The sequence below is a fragment of the Kluyvera sp. 1366 genome (genome assembly GCF_054823405.1).
In genome coordinates this window covers 109,075-124,391 of sequence record NZ_JBTRDW010000004.1, presented here as the reverse complement: position 1 = coordinate 124,391, position 15,317 = coordinate 109,075, and the positions used below count along the sequence as shown (strand labels likewise).

General features: G+C 57.8%; 16 protein-coding genes. 11 read left to right on the top strand and 5 right to left on the bottom strand.

The window, feature by feature from the left end:
* Positions 1-8: 8 nt before the first annotated feature.
* The 6 genes from moaB to ACVLVH_RS09830 all read left to right on the top strand — a co-directional run bounded on the left by moaB (position 9) and on the right by ACVLVH_RS09830 (position 3,652).
* A complete protein-coding gene (gene moaB / locus ACVLVH_RS09855) occupies positions 9-524 on the top strand; it encodes a molybdenum cofactor biosynthesis protein B (RefSeq protein WP_101763177.1) in 516 nt (171 codons plus the stop codon).
* 2 nt (positions 525-526) lie between these two features.
* Positions 527-1,012, top strand: coding sequence for a cyclic pyranopterin monophosphate synthase MoaC (gene moaC / locus ACVLVH_RS09850; RefSeq protein ID WP_101763176.1), 486 nt, complete (start codon positions 527-529; stop codon positions 1,010-1,012).
* The gene (gene moaD / locus ACVLVH_RS09845) at positions 1,005-1,250 is read left to right on the top strand and encodes a molybdopterin synthase sulfur carrier subunit (protein ID WP_498949308.1); all 246 of its coding nucleotides are present in this window, start codon (positions 1,005-1,007) and stop codon (positions 1,248-1,250) included. The genes moaC and moaD overlap by 8 nt, the downstream gene beginning before the upstream one ends.
* The gene (gene moaE / locus ACVLVH_RS09840) at positions 1,250-1,705 is read left to right on the top strand and encodes a molybdopterin synthase catalytic subunit MoaE (protein WP_222210715.1); all 456 of its coding nucleotides are present in this window, start codon (positions 1,250-1,252) and stop codon (positions 1,703-1,705) included. The genes moaD and moaE overlap by 1 nt, the downstream gene beginning before the upstream one ends.
* An 81-nt stretch (positions 1,706-1,786) precedes the next feature.
* A complete protein-coding gene (locus ACVLVH_RS09835; RefSeq protein WP_101763173.1) occupies positions 1,787-2,881 on the top strand; it encodes a DUF1615 domain-containing protein in 1,095 nt (364 codons plus the stop codon).
* Positions 2,882-2,944: 63 nt separating this feature from the next.
* A complete protein-coding gene (locus ACVLVH_RS09830) occupies positions 2,945-3,652 on the top strand; it encodes a Bax inhibitor-1/YccA family protein (protein ID WP_101763172.1) in 708 nt (235 codons plus the stop codon).
* A gap of 57 nt (positions 3,653-3,709) precedes the next feature.
* Here the strand turns inward: ACVLVH_RS09830 and ACVLVH_RS09825 are convergent, their stop codons facing one another.
* The 3 genes from ACVLVH_RS09825 to ACVLVH_RS09815 are packed head-to-tail and all read right to left on the bottom strand — an operon-like array spanning position 3,710 to position 6,686.
* Entirely contained in the window at positions 3,710-4,684 is a 975-nt protein-coding gene (locus ACVLVH_RS09825; protein ID WP_101763171.1) for a lysylphosphatidylglycerol synthase domain-containing protein, read from the bottom strand.
* Positions 4,684-5,928 carry a cardiolipin synthase ClsB gene (clsB, locus tag ACVLVH_RS09820; RefSeq protein WP_137385413.1) on the bottom strand — a complete coding sequence of 415 codons (1,245 nt, stop codon included), beginning with the start codon at positions 5,926-5,928 and terminating at the stop codon, positions 4,684-4,686. Before clsB ends, ACVLVH_RS09825 begins: the two co-directional genes overlap by 1 nt.
* On the bottom strand, positions 5,925-6,686 hold the full coding sequence (locus ACVLVH_RS09815; RefSeq protein WP_101763169.1) for an endonuclease/exonuclease/phosphatase family protein: 762 nt from the start codon (positions 6,684-6,686) through the stop codon (positions 5,925-5,927). Before ACVLVH_RS09815 ends, clsB begins: the two co-directional genes overlap by 4 nt.
* Before the next feature lie 177 nt (positions 6,687-6,863).
* Here ACVLVH_RS09815 and ACVLVH_RS09810 point away from each other — a divergent pair, with 177 nt between their 5' ends.
* The 4 genes from ACVLVH_RS09810 to ACVLVH_RS09795 all read left to right on the top strand — a co-directional run bounded on the left by ACVLVH_RS09810 (position 6,864) and on the right by ACVLVH_RS09795 (position 11,201).
* Positions 6,864-7,256, top strand: a complete 393-nt coding sequence (locus tag ACVLVH_RS09810; RefSeq protein ID WP_101763168.1) for a YbhQ family protein — start codon at positions 6,864-6,866, stop codon at positions 7,254-7,256.
* Between the two features lie 215 nt (positions 7,257-7,471).
* Positions 7,472-8,860, top strand: coding sequence for an ATP-dependent RNA helicase RhlE (gene rhlE / locus ACVLVH_RS09805; RefSeq protein WP_192236598.1), 1,389 nt, complete (start codon positions 7,472-7,474; stop codon positions 8,858-8,860).
* 4 nt (positions 8,861-8,864) lie between these two features.
* Positions 8,865-9,815 carry a tRNA dihydrouridine(16) synthase DusC gene (dusC, locus tag ACVLVH_RS09800; RefSeq protein ID WP_137385415.1) on the top strand — a complete coding sequence of 317 codons (951 nt, stop codon included), beginning with the start codon at positions 8,865-8,867 and terminating at the stop codon, positions 9,813-9,815.
* Between the two features lie 177 nt (positions 9,816-9,992).
* Complete coding sequence (locus ACVLVH_RS09795) at positions 9,993-11,201, top strand: MFS transporter (protein WP_101763166.1); 1,209 nt, start codon at positions 9,993-9,995, stop codon at positions 11,199-11,201.
* A 44-nt stretch (positions 11,202-11,245) separates the two neighbouring features.
* On the opposite strand, the gene ACVLVH_RS09790 is transcribed toward ACVLVH_RS09795, so the two are convergent.
* Positions 11,246-12,856 (bottom strand): inorganic phosphate transporter, encoded by a 1,611-nt coding sequence (locus ACVLVH_RS09790; protein ID WP_462062595.1) that lies wholly within the window; start codon positions 12,854-12,856, stop codon positions 11,246-11,248.
* Positions 12,857-13,018: 162 nt separating this feature from the next.
* Here ACVLVH_RS09790 and ACVLVH_RS09785 point away from each other — a divergent pair, with 162 nt between their 5' ends.
* Positions 13,019-14,044 carry a transporter gene (locus ACVLVH_RS09785; protein WP_101763164.1) on the top strand — a complete coding sequence of 342 codons (1,026 nt, stop codon included), beginning with the start codon at positions 13,019-13,021 and terminating at the stop codon, positions 14,042-14,044.
* 83 nt (positions 14,045-14,127) lie between these two features.
* Here the strand turns inward: ACVLVH_RS09785 and ACVLVH_RS09780 are convergent, their stop codons facing one another.
* Positions 14,128-15,180, bottom strand: coding sequence for a L,D-transpeptidase family protein (locus tag ACVLVH_RS09780; RefSeq protein WP_101763163.1), 1,053 nt, complete (start codon positions 15,178-15,180; stop codon positions 14,128-14,130).
* Positions 15,181-15,317 lie beyond the last annotated feature (137 nt).

Below are 15,317 nucleotides of genomic sequence, written 5' to 3'. Positions count from 1 at the left end.
TTACGGCCATGGGTAAACCTTCCGGCGAATTTGTCGCCTTAAATGTGGCGGTGATGACCGTCTCGGATAGCCGCGATGCCAGCAATGACACATCGGGCGATTATCTGCGTGAAGCGCTGGCGGAAGCCGGGCATCAGGTGGTTGATCGCGCGATTGTGCCAGATAACCGCTATCGCATTCGCGCCACGGTATCGCGCTGGATTGCCAGCGACGATGTGCAAGTGGTGATCGTTAACGGCGGCACCGGTTTCAATAGCAAAAACAGCACGCCAGAAGCGTTGCTGCCGCTGCTGGACCGCGAAATCGAAGGCTTTGGCGAGCTGTTCCGCATGATCTCCTATGAAGAGATCGGCAGCTCGACGCTGCAGTCGCGCGCGGTGGCTGGATTAGCCAATCAGACGCTGATTTTTGCCGTGCCGGGATCGACCAACGCCTGCCGCAGCGCCTGGGAACGCATTATTGAAGATCAGCTGGATGCGCGTACGCGTCCGTGTAATTTCGTCTCACATTTGAAGAAGTTGTAAGCATGTCATCGTTAACACATATCAATGCCGCTGGCGAAGCCCACATGGTGGATGTCTCTGGCAAAACCGAAACGGTGCGCGAAGCGCAGGCCGAAGCACTGGTGCTGATGAGCGCCGAAACGCTGCAGATGATTATTGACGGCAGCCATCACAAAGGCGACGTGTTCGCCACCGCGCGCATCGCCGGTATTCAGGCGGCAAAACGCACCTGGGAACTGATTCCGCTCTGTCATCCGCTAATGCTGAGCAAGGTGGAAGTTACCTTGCTGGCGGAACCGCAGCACAATCGCGTGCGTGTCACCTCGCTCTGTCGTCTCACCGGTAAAACCGGCGTTGAGATGGAAGCGTTGACGGCGGCGTCCGTTGCAGCGCTCACCATCTATGACATGTGCAAAGCGGTGCAAAAAGACATCGTCATCGACCAGCTGCGTTTGCTGACCAAAAGCGGCGGCAAATCCGGCGACTTCAGGGCGGTGAGCCATGATTAAGGTGCTGTTTTTTGCTCAGGTGCGGGAATTAACCGGCTCCGCTTCACTGGATTTGCAGCCTGACTACGCCGATGTTGCCACGCTGCGCGCGGCGTTAGCAGAGAAGGGCGATCGCTGGGCGCTGGCGCTGGAATCCGGCAAGCTGCTGGCGGCGGTAAACCAAACGCTGGTGCCGATGAGTCATCCGCTGCGTGCGGGTGATGAAGTGGCCTTTTTCCCGCCGGTCACCGGAGGCTGATGATGGAAACGCGGATTCGTGTGGGTTCAGAGCCGTTCAACGTCGGCGAAGAGTACGAAAAACTCGCCGCCCATGACAGCGACGGCGCGGTCGTCACCTTCACCGGCAAAGTGCGCAATCACAATCTCGGTGCCAGCGTGGCGGCCTTGACGCTGGAGCACTATCCCGGCATGACGGAAAAAGCGCTGGCGGAGATCGTGGAAGACGCGCGTCAGCGCTGGGCGCTGCAGCAGGTCACGGTGATCCATCGCGTTGGCGAACTGTTTCCCGGCGATGAGATCGTGTTTGTTGGCGTCAGCAGCGCGCATCGCGGCAGCGCATTCGCCGCCACCGAATTCATCATGGATTACCTGAAAACCCGCGCGCCGTTCTGGAAGCGTGAAGCCACCGCCGCAGGCGACCGCTGGGTTGATGCCCGTGATAGCGATCATCAGGCCGCTGAACGCTGGAGCTAGCGCGCAAAATCCTCCCGCTCCGATAGCGGCAGGCCACTGAAAACGTTAAGGTACGGTTTTTTATTGGCGTCAGGGAGCAGGATGAACACGAGCAAGATGATGAAAGGCGCAGCTTTGCTGGCTGCGCTGGTGCTGGCCGGTTGTAGCACGAAAAAAGAGCCGCAGGCGCCCGCGCGTCAGCCCGCCGATGTGAAAAGCCAAATCCAGCAGTTGTTGCCCAGCGACGTGAAGCAGAAATCCGCCTGGGCCGACGACATCTATACCGCGTTCCGCGTGCAGCAAATTGATGCCAGCGTCAGCAACCTCTGCGCGGTGATTGCCGTCACCGATCAGGAGTCTAACTTCAGCGCCGATGCGGTGGTGCCGGGTTTACCGAAAATCGCCTGGGGCGAGATTGATCGCCGCGCTGCCAAAGTGCATGTGCCGGCATTTCTGGTGCGCACCGCACTGCTGATCAAATCACCGAATGGCGAAAGCTATGCCGCGCGTCTGGATAAGGTGCGCAGCGAGAAAGAGCTGAGCGCCATTTTTGATGATTTCATCGATATGGTGCCGATGGGGCAAAAGCTGTTTGGCAACCTCAACCCAATTCATACCGGCGGGCCGATGCAGGTCAGCATTGCGTTTGCGGAAGCGCACGCCAAAGGCTATCCGTATGCGGTTGACGGCTCGATTCGTCGTGAAGTCTTCACTCGTCGCGGTGGTATCTACTTCGGCACGCTGCATCTGCTTGGCTACCCGGCCGATTACAGCCAGCCGCTGTATCGCTTCGCCGACTTCAACGCCGGTTGGTACGCCAGCCGCAACGCCGCATTTCAGGCGGCCATCGCGCGCGCCAGCGGCATCAAGCTGGCACTGGATGGCGACCTGATCGTCTATGGCAGCGATCAGGCCGGTTCCACCGAATTGGCGGTGCGCAGCCTGAGCAAGCAGCTGGATATGAGCAATCGCGAAATCCGCCGCGATCTGGAGAAGGGCGACAGCGAAGATTTTGCTAACAGCACGCTGTGGAAGCAGACCTTTATCCTCGCCGATAAGATGGCCGGAAAACGTCTGCCGCGCGAAATGCTGCCGGGCATCAAGCTGGAGAGCCCGAAAATCACCCGCAATCTCACTACCGCGTGGTTCGCTCAGCGCGTAAATGGCCGCTATCAACAGTGCTTGACGCGCCGTTGACGCAAACGGGTGTACACTCCACACTTACAGAGTTTGTTAACGTAACCGCTAATGAGGCGCTTCATGGATCGATATCCACGTAATGATTCAATCGTGCAGCAGGCATCCACCTCGCTGCAGACCTACATGGCGCAGGTGTATGGCTGGATGACCTGCGGCTTGCTGCTCACCGCGTTTGTTTCGTGGTTTGCTGCCCGCACACCTGCAGTAATGGAACTGGTGTTTGCTAACCGCATCACTTTCTTCGGCTTGATCATCGCGCAGTTAGCGCTGGTGTTTGTGTTGTCTGGCATGGTGCATCGCCTGAGCGGCGCGGTCGCCACCGCATTGTTTATGCTCTATTCGGCGCTAACCGGATTAACCATGGCGAGTATTTTCCTCGTTTACACTTACTCATCCATCGCCAGCACCTTCTTCGTGACGGCCGGGATGTTCGGTGCCATGAGCTTCTACGGTTACACCACTAAGCGCGACCTGAGCCGTTTTGGCAGCCTGCTGTTTATGGCGCTGATCGGTATTTTGCTGGCGTCACTGGTGAACTTCTGGCTGAAAAGCCCGGCGCTGATGTGGGCGATTACCTATATCGGCGTGGTGGTGTTTGTTGGCTTAACCGCCTATGACACGCAGAGGCTGAAGGCGATTGGCGAGAATATCAACGTCAATGACAAAGAGAACCTGCGTCGCGCCTCAATCATGGGTGCGTTAACGCTGTATCTCGACTTCATCAACCTGTTCCTGATGCTGCTGCGCATCTTCGGCAACCGCCGCTAAACCACGCACTAAACTGTCCCCTTTCCCGCCCGCGGGAGAGGGGAACTCCGCACAAACTCACCGCGATACCGATTTCTCCATCTTCTGCTCATTCTTCTGCCGTAAATGCTTCGCGCGGCTCTCCAGCCACAAATAGAGCACCAGCGCCACCAACAGCGGCAGAATAAAATAGAGCACGCGATAAGCCAGCAGCGCTGCAATAATGGTGCCGTGCGAGGCGTGTTGCCCACTGAGCAGCGCCAAAAATACCGCTTCCAGCACGCCAATCCCGGCCGGGATGTGAATGATCACACCGGCGATACTGCTGATCAGCAACACGCCTAACACAATCGGATAATCCACCTGACGCGCCAGCAGCAGCCAGATAATCATGCCCATCACCATCCAGTTGGCGCAGGAGACCGCAAACTGGAACAGCGCCATGCGCAGAGAAGGCAGCTGCAGATGCTGGCCTTTAACCGTCCAGCGGCGCTTCTTCGCGAAGGCGCAAGCCCACAAATAGACCGCCACCATCACCAGCAGCACCGCGCCAATGATGCGCAGCGTGGTTTCACCAATGAACCAACCGGAGGGAATCGGCACCATGCCCGCCGCAAACACCACGCCGGCCAGCAGAATATAGCCGAGCCAGTTGGTGGCGATGCTCAGCGAGAAAATGCGCGTAATAGTGTTGCCCGGCAAACCGAGTCTTGAGTAGAGCCGATAGCGCATCGCCACGCCGCCAACCCAGGTGCTGAGCGTCAGGTTGAAGGCATAACAGATAAACGACACCAGCATCACCTGACGCTTCGCCAGCTTATGACCACAGTAGGCACGTCCAATCAGGTCGTACAAGCCATAGGTCAGATAACTCACCACCACCAGTGCAGCAGCGCTTAGCACCACATAGCGGTTATAGCCGACGATCACCGTATAGACGTCTTCCCAGTTCACCTTGCGCGCATACACCACCAGCAGCACAATCACCGCAATAAAAAACAGCCAGGTGAGGATTTTCTTCGCCAGTTGCCAGCGCGGATTCTTTTTCGACATTAGGATTTTGCTCCTGAATTATCAGCTTCAACCCGATCCTGAGTTTCCATTTCGGGTTGTACGGGGGGAGCAACTTGCGACAAGTGTGGCGTGTGCGCAGGCAACCATCCGGCAATAGCCGGGAAATGACGTAAAAAGTGGAACACAATCACGCCCTTGGTGAGCTGCCACCAGTTGCGCGGCGGCAGCTTGTCATCCTCCACGCGCACGCAGTCCTGCTGAATCAGCAGTTCCAGATTGTCGCGCAGCGTCTGGTTGAAAGCGCGATCGTGCACCATCAAATTAGCTTCCAGATTGAGAGATAAACTCAGCGGATCGAGGTTGCTGGAGCCGACGGTGGACCACTGCTGATCTTGCACCGCTATTTTGCCGTGCAGCGGGCGGCGGCAATATTCATACACTTCCACACCGCCATCGACCAGGTAGTTGTACAGCAGCTCGGCACCGACTTTGACGATCGGCATATCGGGCTCGCCCTGCACAATCAGCCTGACGCGCACGCCGCGCTGAGCCGCGCTGCGCATTTCGCGCAGCAGACGATAGCCGGGGAAGAAGTAGGCGTTGGCGATGATCACATCCTTCTGTGCCTTGCGCAGCATGGCGAGATAGTGCTGTTCGATGTCGTCGCGGTGTTCGTCGTTATCGCGATAGACAAACAGCACCTGCGCTTCACCGGGCATGGCGTTGACCGCCGGGCGATGGGAACGCGCACCCCACCAGCGCCGCGTGTGCTGTTCGCTGCCCATTTGTTGCTGCACGTATTGGGCAATATCCAGCACCACCGGGCCTTTCACCTCCACGGCATAATCCTGTTTGGCCTCTGCACCGAAATCGATGTTATGTTCAGCGGAGAAGTTGATGCCGCCGACAAAGGCGATCTGTTCATCGATCACCACGATCTTGCGGTGCAGGCGACGAAACACATTGGTGCGCATGCCGAGCACCAGCGGACGCGGATCGTAATAGATAAAGCGCACGCCCGCGGCCGTCAGGCTATCCACAAAGCGGTCGGAGAGATCTGGCGAGCCGTAGCCATCGACCATCACCTCGACTTTAACCCCGCGCTGCGCCGCCTTGAGCAGCTGTTCGTGCAGATCGTTGCCGACTTCATCCTCAAACAGGATGAAGGTTTCCAGCAGCAGCGTACGCTCGGCGCGTTGGATAGCGCCTGATACGCGCGGGAAAAACTGGTCACCATTTTCTAACAGACGGAGCTGATTACCGTCGCGCCAATTGAAACTCATAGGAAAATCTCCACCGCTAACGGCGCATGATCGGACAGGTGAGACCAGGGTTTAACCGGCAGCGCCCACGGCTTACTCACCGTAGCGTTGCGGATGTAGATACGATCTAGCCGTAACAGCGGAAAACGCGCCGGGAAGGTGCGAGCAGGGCGGCCGGTTTTGATACTGAACACTTCCTCTAAGCCCACCGCGCGTTTGAGAAAGCGATTGGCGCTGACCTGCCAGTCATTGAAATCACCGGCTACCACCAAAGGCGCATCGGGCGGCAGCGTATCGATAAAGTCGCACATCATCTTCATCTGCGCCTGGCGATGTTTCTCTTTCAGACCGAGATGTACGCAGAACACATGCAGCGGTTCCGCCCGATCCGGCAGGCGGATTTGGCAGTGCAACATGCCGCGTTTTTCACTTCCGGCGACGGAAATATCGCGGTTTTCATATTCAACGATGGGAAAGCGTGACAATATCGCGTTCCCGTGATGTCCCTCGGGATAAACCGCGTTGCGGCCATAGGCGAAATCGTTCCACATGGTATCGGCCAGAAATTCGTAATGGGAGGTTTCCGGCCAGTTTTCAATGTGCAGCGAATGGATGGCGTGGGTACCCATTACCTCTTGCAGGAAGACGATATCCGCCGATGTGGCGCGAACAGCATCACGCAATTCCGGCAGGATAAAGCGGCGATTAAAGCTGGTGAAACCCTTGTGGGTATTGATCGTCAGGACTTTAAATGAAAATCCTTGCGTATTTTGTGGCATACTTCGACGCGCTCCTTTTCATCATCAACAGCACAAAGTGTAGTCTTTGTCACAAATGGATGGTGTTAAGGGCAGAAAATTAGGGCGTAATCCGAAATTTGCTTTACATTGAGGACGTTCGTCTGGCCTCCAGCCAGATACACTTGGGCGACCTGTTGGGTCTGCCAGGAGAAGAGAATGAAATGGTCTAATCGTGTTCAGATTGTTACCGGACAAACTTGTTTGCACATTGCAATGCACCTGCTGGTGATTGCCGCACTGGTTTGGGGCTGGAAACATAGGGCGCTGGTTGAAGTGAGCAGTACCCTGGTGGCAGCTTATGCGGTGGTATTCATTACCATGCTGGTCATGCAGCGTAGTGCCCGTTTACGTAGAATGGGTGATTCCCTCGAAGAGGTGACCACCACTTACTACTTTGGCGCAGCGATGTTAACGCTGTTCCTGATCTCCCGCTTTATCCACAACAACCTGCTGATTGGTCTCCTCGGCGTGGTGATGTTGGTGGGACCGGCGCTGGTTTCACTGCTGGCGAAAGAGCCGGTTCAGCGCATCGAGAAGAAGCGCAGTTGATCGATTAGGGACCGCAACCCTGCGGACCTGACAAAAAGGAGCCCAATGCGGCTCCTTTTTTTATGGATGCTGTCTGCGCGGAAAGCTGCTAAACTCGCGCCCTTACGCATGGTAGTTTGTGCCCTTTTCACACGTGAGCCCCGGGCTTGCGTCATATCCCTCCTGAAAACTACATCGCCTACGGCGGTCAGGACGGTTCGGAGTAATACACCTGCATGTCATTTGACTCTCTCGGCTTAAGTGCCGATATTTTGCGTGCGGTAGCAGAACAAGGCTACCAAGAGCCGACGCCGATTCAGCGTCAGGCCATTCCTGTGGTGCTGGCTGGTCGTGACCTGCTGGCGAGCGCCCAAACCGGCACCGGTAAAACCGCCGGCTTTACGCTGCCGTTGCTGCAGCGTCTGACTGCAAAACCGTCCACGGCGCGTGGCCGCCGTCCGGTGCGTGCGTTAATCCTGACCCCGACCCGCGAACTGGCGGCTCAGGTTGGCGAGAACGTGCGTGAGTACAGCCAATATCTCGATATCCGTTCGCTGGTGGTATTTGGCGGCGTGAGCATCAACCCGCAGATGATGAAACTGCGCGGCGGCGTTGACGTGCTGGTGGCGACACCGGGCCGTCTGCTCGATCTGGCGCACCAGAACGCGGTTGATCTGTCACAGGTTGAAATCCTCGTGCTGGATGAAGCGGATCGTATGCTCGATATGGGCTTCATCCACGACATCCGTCGCGTGCTGGCGCGTCTGCCTGCTAAGCGTCAGAACCTGCTGTTCTCTGCCACCTTCTCTGACGAGATCAAAACGCTGGCGGAAAAACTGCTTACCAACCCAGAACAGGTTGAAGTTGCGCGTCGTAACACCGCCTCTGAGCAAGTTTCACAGCAAGTGCATTTCGTGGATAAGAAGCGCAAGCGGGAACTGCTGTCGCTGATGATTGGTCGTGATAACTGGCAGCAAGTGCTGGTGTTTACCCGTACTAAACACGGCGCCAATCATCTGGCTGAGCAGCTGAACAAAGACGGCATCACCGCCGCCGCGATCCACGGCAACAAGAGCCAGGGCGCGCGTACCCGTGCATTGGCTGACTTCAAATCCGGCGGCATTCGCGTACTGGTCGCGACCGACATCGCGGCGCGTGGTCTGGATATCGAAGAGCTGCCACACGTGGTGAACTACGAGCTGCCAAACGTGGCGGAAGATTACGTGCACCGTATCGGTCGTACCGGCCGTGCGGCTGCTACCGGCGCGGCACTGTCGCTGGTGTGTGTTGATGAACACAAACTGCTGCGTGACATTGAGCGTCTGCTGAAGCGTGAAATCCCGCGCATCGAGCTGCCTGGTTTCGAAGTCGATCCCAGCATCAAAGCTGAGCCAATCCAGAACGGTCGTCAGCAGCAGGGCGGCGGTCGCGGTCAAGGTGGACGTGGTCAAGGCCAGGGTCGCGGCCAGGCCGGCAACGTTTCTCGCCCGCATAGCGGCAATGCGCCACGTCCGCAGGGTGAAGCGCGTTCCGCGCGTCGTCCAGCGCAGGGCGCAAGTCAGGCTGCGCCAGCCGCCAACAGCGGTCGTCGTCGTCCGGCGCCAAAGAAAACCGGGAACGCCTAACGTCATGAGGGTGTTGCTGGCGCCGATGGAGGGCGTGCTTGATTCGCTGGTGCGTGAGCTGCTCTCCGGGGTGAATGATTATGACTTGTGCGTGACCGAGTTTTTGCGCGTGGTCGATCAGCTGCTGCCGGTAAAATCCTTCTATCGTTTGTGTCCTGAGCTGCATAATCACAGCCGCACGCCGTCAGGCACGCGCGTTCGCATGCAGCTGCTCGGGCAATACCCCGAGTGGCTGGCCGAGAACGCCGCGCGCGCGGTGGAACTCGGTTCCTGGGGCGTTGATCTCAACTGCGGCTGTCCGTCGAAGCTGGTCAACGGCAGCGGCGGCGGTGCCACCTTGCTGAAAGATCCCGAACTGATTTATCGCGGCGCGAAAGCGATGCGTGAAGCGGTGCCGGATCATCTGCCGGTGACGGTAAAAGTTCGGTTAGGCTGGGATTCCGGCGATCGTCGTTTTGAGATTGCCGATGCGGTGCAGCAAGCCGGTGCCAGCGAGCTGGTGGTGCACGGTCGTACTAAAGAAGACGGTTATCGCGCCGAAAGCATTAACTGGCAGGCGATTGGCGAAATCCGCCAGCGTCTGCGCATTCCGGTGATCGCCAACGGTGAGATCTGGAACTGGCAGGACGCGCAGGATTGCATGCGCATTACCGGCTGCGATGCGGTGATGATAGGGCGCGGCGCGCTCAACGTGCCGAATCTGGCGCGCGTGGTGAAGTACAACGAAGCGCCGATGGCGTGGCCCGACGTGGTTGCCTTGTTGCTGAAGTACACTCAGCTGGAAAAGCAGGGCGATACCGGCATGTATCACGTGGCGCGCATCAAGCAGTGGCTTGGCTACCTGCGCAAGGCGTATCACCAAGCCGACGGCTTGTTCAGCGAAGTGCGCACCTTGCGCGTTTCCGCCGATATTGCTGATGCAATTGACCGACATGCAACACGTATCATCGCATAATCACCAATACGCACATTTCGTAGCAGCGCGATTTATTGCGCCATATGAAAGACCGGATGTGTGCTCATTATTTCCTCCAATCTGTTAGTACTTTATAACTAAAAAAGTCGCGATCTCTTAGCAGGCTAAGGTTATAGTTATTGTCCATTTTCATCACCGTTCCCGACGCCACTTTCCATGTCTGACGCCGCTGTACTGAGTAACGCTCAGTTAAATAAACGTATTCTCTCCGTCATTGTTTTCACCTTCTTTTGCTATCTCTCGGTGGGTTTGCCGCTCGCGGTGCTGCCGGGATTTGTGCATAACCAGCTTGGATTCAGCTCGTTCATCGCCGGATTAATCATCAGCCTGCAATATTTCGCTACGCTATTAAGCCGCCCGCACTCCGGTCGTCTGGCGGATCGCTTTGGTCCGAAGCGCGTGGTGATGATGGGATTGGTGTTCTGCGGCATGAGCGGCGTGTTGTCGATTATCGCCGCGCTGTGCAGTGACATGCCGCTGCTGAGCCTGGCGCTGCTGGCGGCGGGGCGCTTGTTCCTCGGCGTGGGCGAAAGCTTCAGCAGTACCGGATCGACGCTGTGGGGCATGAACATTGTCGGTCCGCTGCAAACCGCGCGGGTGATCTCGTGGAACGGCGTAGCCACCTATTTCGCCATGGCGATTGGTGCACCGCTCGGCGTGCTGCTGAATCAGTGGTTTGGCATCAGCGGCTTTGCTGGTTTGGTGGCGATCATGGGCGTTGCCGGATTCTGGATGGCGAGTCGCAAAGCGGGCGTCAGCGTCTCCGCCGGCGTGCGCATTCCGTTTCATCGCGTGGTCAGCCGCGTGTGGATGTTTGGTCTGGCGCTTGGCTTTGGCACCATTGGTTTCGGCGTAATTTCCACCTTTATCACGCTCTATTTCGCCAGCCGCGACTGGAGCGGTGCGGCGTTCGCGCTGACGCTGTTCAGCCTCGGCTTTGTGATTGTGCGTCTCGGTTTTGGTCGCTACATCACGCGTTTCGGTGGCCTGAAAGTGTCGCTGGTGTCATTTGTGCTGGAGTGTGCCGGATTGCTGCTGATTTGGCAGGCCGACAGCATCTGGCTGGTGGATTTGGGCGCGTTCCTCACCGGCGGCGGTTTCTCGCTGGTGTTCCCGGCGCTGGGCGTGGAAGCGGTGAAGCGCGTACAGCAGCAGGATCAGGGTTCGGCGCTCGGCACTTATTCGGCGTTTCTCGATTTAGGACTGGGATTAACCGGTCCGGTGGCGGGCTTGCTGATTGGGCATTGGGGCATGCAATCGGTCTATCTGGCGGCGGCGCTGATGGTGCTGGGCGCGTTTGCCATCACGCTGCGTCTGCACCAACAACACGGCCGGCAGACGGCCGCGCAAGCGCTGAGCGAATAACGCTTCATCGGCAAACCCCCGTGCGCCGCCGTTGTTTACCGCAGTTAAAAGTGGATAAACAGGGCGTAAAGCAGCCCCGAAAGTAACACGGATACCGGCAGCGTCAGCACCCACGCCATCGCCAGATTGCGGATGGTGGCGAGTTGCAGACCTGAACGGTTGGCGGCCATCGTACCGGCGACGCCGGAAGAGAGCACATGGGTAGTAGAAACCGGCAGGCCAAACGCGTCGGCCGCGCCGATGGTCGCCATCGCTACCAGCTCAGCGCTGGCACCTTGCGCGTAGGTCAGATGGGTTTTGCCTATGCGTTCGCCCACCGTCACCACAATGCGACGCCAGCCAACCAGGGTGCCGAGACCCAGCGCTATCGCCACCACCACTTTCACCCACATCGGGATAAAGCGCGTGGCGGCATCCAGCTCTTTCTTCACCGCCGCCAGGTTGCGCGCGGTCTCTTCCGGCAGCGCTACTTTGGCGCTTTGCAGATGCTTAATGGTTTCGGAGGCCAGATACATGTCGTTTCGCGTGTTGGTCACCGCCTGCGCCGGGATATTCTCCACTGCGCCGTAGCGACGAATCTGATCGCCGATATCGCCCAGCATCATGCCGAGCGCCGGCAACACCTGTGGACGAGTCTGGCTGGTGCGCACGAATTCGGTCAGCACCTCGCGCGGCGCGGGCATGGCGGCGGGCGCCTGTTGCAGCGTCAGCAGCTGCTGTTCCGTCACCTGAGTTAAGGCGGCGACGCGCGGAATCTGCTCCGGCGGCAGCGAGCGGTTCAACGCGTAGGCAATCGGCATGGTGCCGACCAGAATCAGCATGATTAGGCCCATGCCTTTCTGCCCGTCATTCGAGCCGTGCGCGAAAGAGACGCCGGTGCAGGTGAGGATCAGCAAGCCGCGAATCCACACCGGCGGCGGCTGGTTGCCCTTCGGCGCTTCATACAGCTGGCGATTGCGGATAAAGGCTTTCATCGCCAGCAGCAGCAGTGCGGCGCAGACGAAGCCGACAATCGGCGACAGCAGCAGCGCATACCCGACTTTAATTGCCTGATCCCAATCCACGCCGCTGGTGCCGCTGCGGCCATGCAGCAAGGCGTTCGCCACGCCAACGCCGATAATCGAACCGATCAGCGTATGCGAAGAGGAGGCCGGTAAACCAAAATACCAGGTGCCGAGGTTCCAGATAATCGCCGAGAACAGCAGCGCATAGACCATGGCAAAGCCGTGGCCGCTGCCCGCTTGCAGAATTAACTCCACCGGCAGCAGCGAGATGATGCCGAACGCCACCACGCCGCTGGAGAGCAGCACGCCCAAAAAGTTACAGAAACCGGACCACATCACCGCCACGCCCGGCGACAGCGAATGGGTGTAGATCACCGTGGCGACGGCGTTGGCGGTATCGTGGAAACCGTTCACAAATTCAAAACCGAGCGCAATGATCAGCGCCACGCCGAGCAGCAGGAACGGTATGTAGCTGGTGACCGGCGCACCGGTCTCTTCAACGTCATTAAACAGGTTGATGCCGGCATACAGCAGGCCAGCGATCAGCAACAGTACAAAGATCAGGCGTGAGGCAGGGCCGTTGCCGCGGTTAAGGTTCGGGCGTCCGGTGTGGGACGAGGAGGTCGATGCAGGTAAACTGTTTTCAGCCATAAAACACCTCAGTGTTAAATCACGATGCTCGAACGGCACCCGTTAATGGCAGTGTGATACGTGGTTTGTATGACAGAATGATGATGGCGCACGCCCGGTGTCATCTTGCTGCAACATCCCTGTAGCACGCTGTGGATCTGACCGCTCGGGAATGACCTGCTAATGCTCCAGCCCGTACTACCGCTCGCCTCGCTGCCGGACTTCAATAACGACGTCGCCGGACTGATTCATGGTTATCTGTTTACGCCCGCGTCGCTGCCACAGCGGCTCAATGCACGCGAAGCGGCCCAGCTATCGCAGCAGCAGCTGCCGGAGTCGACCTTTATCTGGCTGCACATCAACCTTAATCACGCGCGTGCTGAACGCTGGGTTCAGGACCACTTTGGCGTAGACCACGATTTTTTCGACGAGATACATTCTGCTTCGCCGCGCACCCGTTTAGCCCAGCAAAACGATGCGCTGCTGGCGGTACTCAATGACGTCACCTTCAGTAAAGAGGAGCGCAGCACGCAGAACGCCACGTTGTGGATGTGGTGCTGCCCGCGTGTGGTGGTCACCGCGCGTTTTCGCCCGGTTGGCATGATCGAACGCATGCATCAGCAGATGAATGAACTGAAGTTCGCCGAGCCGGATGCGATGCTGCTATGGCTGCTTGGCGAGCAGGAAGCGCAGCTGGAGCAAGTGGTGCGGCGTTCCAGTCAGGCGGTGGATGCGATTGAAGAGCGCTTGCTGAGTGCGGCGATCAAAACCAATCGCCGCGAGCTGGGACAACTGCGTCGTATGCTGCTGCGCGTGCAGCGTTTGCTGGCACCGGAACCGGCGGCGCTGTTCCGCTTGCTGAATCGTCCGCCCAAATGGCTAAAGCGTGAACCCCTGGGCGAGCTGCGAATTTTCACCGAAGAGTTCAGCGTGGCGCTGAATGATTTGGCGAGTTTGATGGAGCGGATTCGTTTGCTACAGGAAGAGATTGCCGCACGATTGATGGAGCAGAGCAACCGCACGCTGTTTTTGCTGACAGTGATCACCGTGCTGGCGCTGCCGATCAATATCGTGGCGGGATTTTTTGGCATGAACGTGGGCGGGATTCCGCTGGCGAATAATCCGCACGGCTTTTTGCTGCTGGTGTTAGTAGTACTGGCGTTTACCCTGGTGGCGGGTTGGCTGGCGTTTCGACGACCGCGTGATTGATTGACGTTGCGCGATGAATCGCGCCGCTACGGTAGGTGCATATATCTGTAGCGGCGCAATTTATTGCGCGTCTTAACGCGCGATTACAGGCTGGTGGCCGGCTGCGCTGCTGGCGCTGCGCCATTGATACCTTGCGGTGTCATTGGCTCTTCTTTCGGCAATGCGTCAGAAGACTCCTGAACCGGCACCGGTGCTGGCTGCACTTCGCCAGCTGGACCGTTGATTTTGATCGGCATACCGTTACGCGCCTGGATAGCGTTGTTGACCGCATCCTGGTTGGTGCTGGCATCGGCAATCACTTTGGTCACAGCGGAAGTCAGATTGATCGGCACCACTTCGCGTGAATTGAACTGCTCTTCGGTGGTCGACAGCGGATTGTGTACTTCCACGTAGCGCGAACCATCTGGCTCAACGGTGGCTTTCACCGGCTGATCGATGAACTGTACGCGCGTACCAACCGGCACGTTGTCGAACAGCCATTTGATGTCGTCAGCACGCAGACGCACACAGCCGTGGCTTACGCGCAGGCCGATACCGAAGTTGGCGTTGGTGCCGTGAATCGCATACAGGCGGCCGATATAGAGCGCGTGCAGGCCCATCGGGTTATCCGGACCCGCTGGGAACACCGCAGGAATGCTCTCGCCGCGTGCCGCATATTCTGCGTGCATCGCTTTGGTTGGTGTCCAGGTTGGGCCATCTTTCTTACGCTCAACCTTGGTCGTCCAGTTGACCGGCGTATCTTTACCCAGCTCGCCGATACCGATTGGCAGCACGACCACGGTCTTGGTGCCTTTCGGGTAGTAGTAAAGACGCATCTCAGCGCTGTTGATCACGATGCCTTCACGCGGCGCGTCAGGCAGAATCAGCTGCTGTGGGATGATCATTTTAGTGCCAGCTTTTGGCAGATAAACGTCAACGCCCGGATTGGCTTCCAGCATATTGCTGAGGCCCATCTGATACTGTGCAGCAAAGGCTTCCAGCGGAAGTTTGCTGTCATCAGGGACAGTGATTTCAATGTTTTCGCCGATCAGACGGCTGTTAGCCGGCGGCAGCGGATAGACTACTGCAAATGCCGACTGGCTGAACGCCGCCAGTGCGAGGGCGAGTGAAGCGAACGCGCGAATGCTCATTTTCATGTTTTTCAAGTCGTTATGGCCATGTTTCAGGCTTGTCAGTGTGTCGAATCCATCGTGGTCAGTATGACCCGCTGCGCATTATATGTGCATTGGCGCATTGATGGAAATCAGGATTTTTACTGGCTGCAAATACTTTA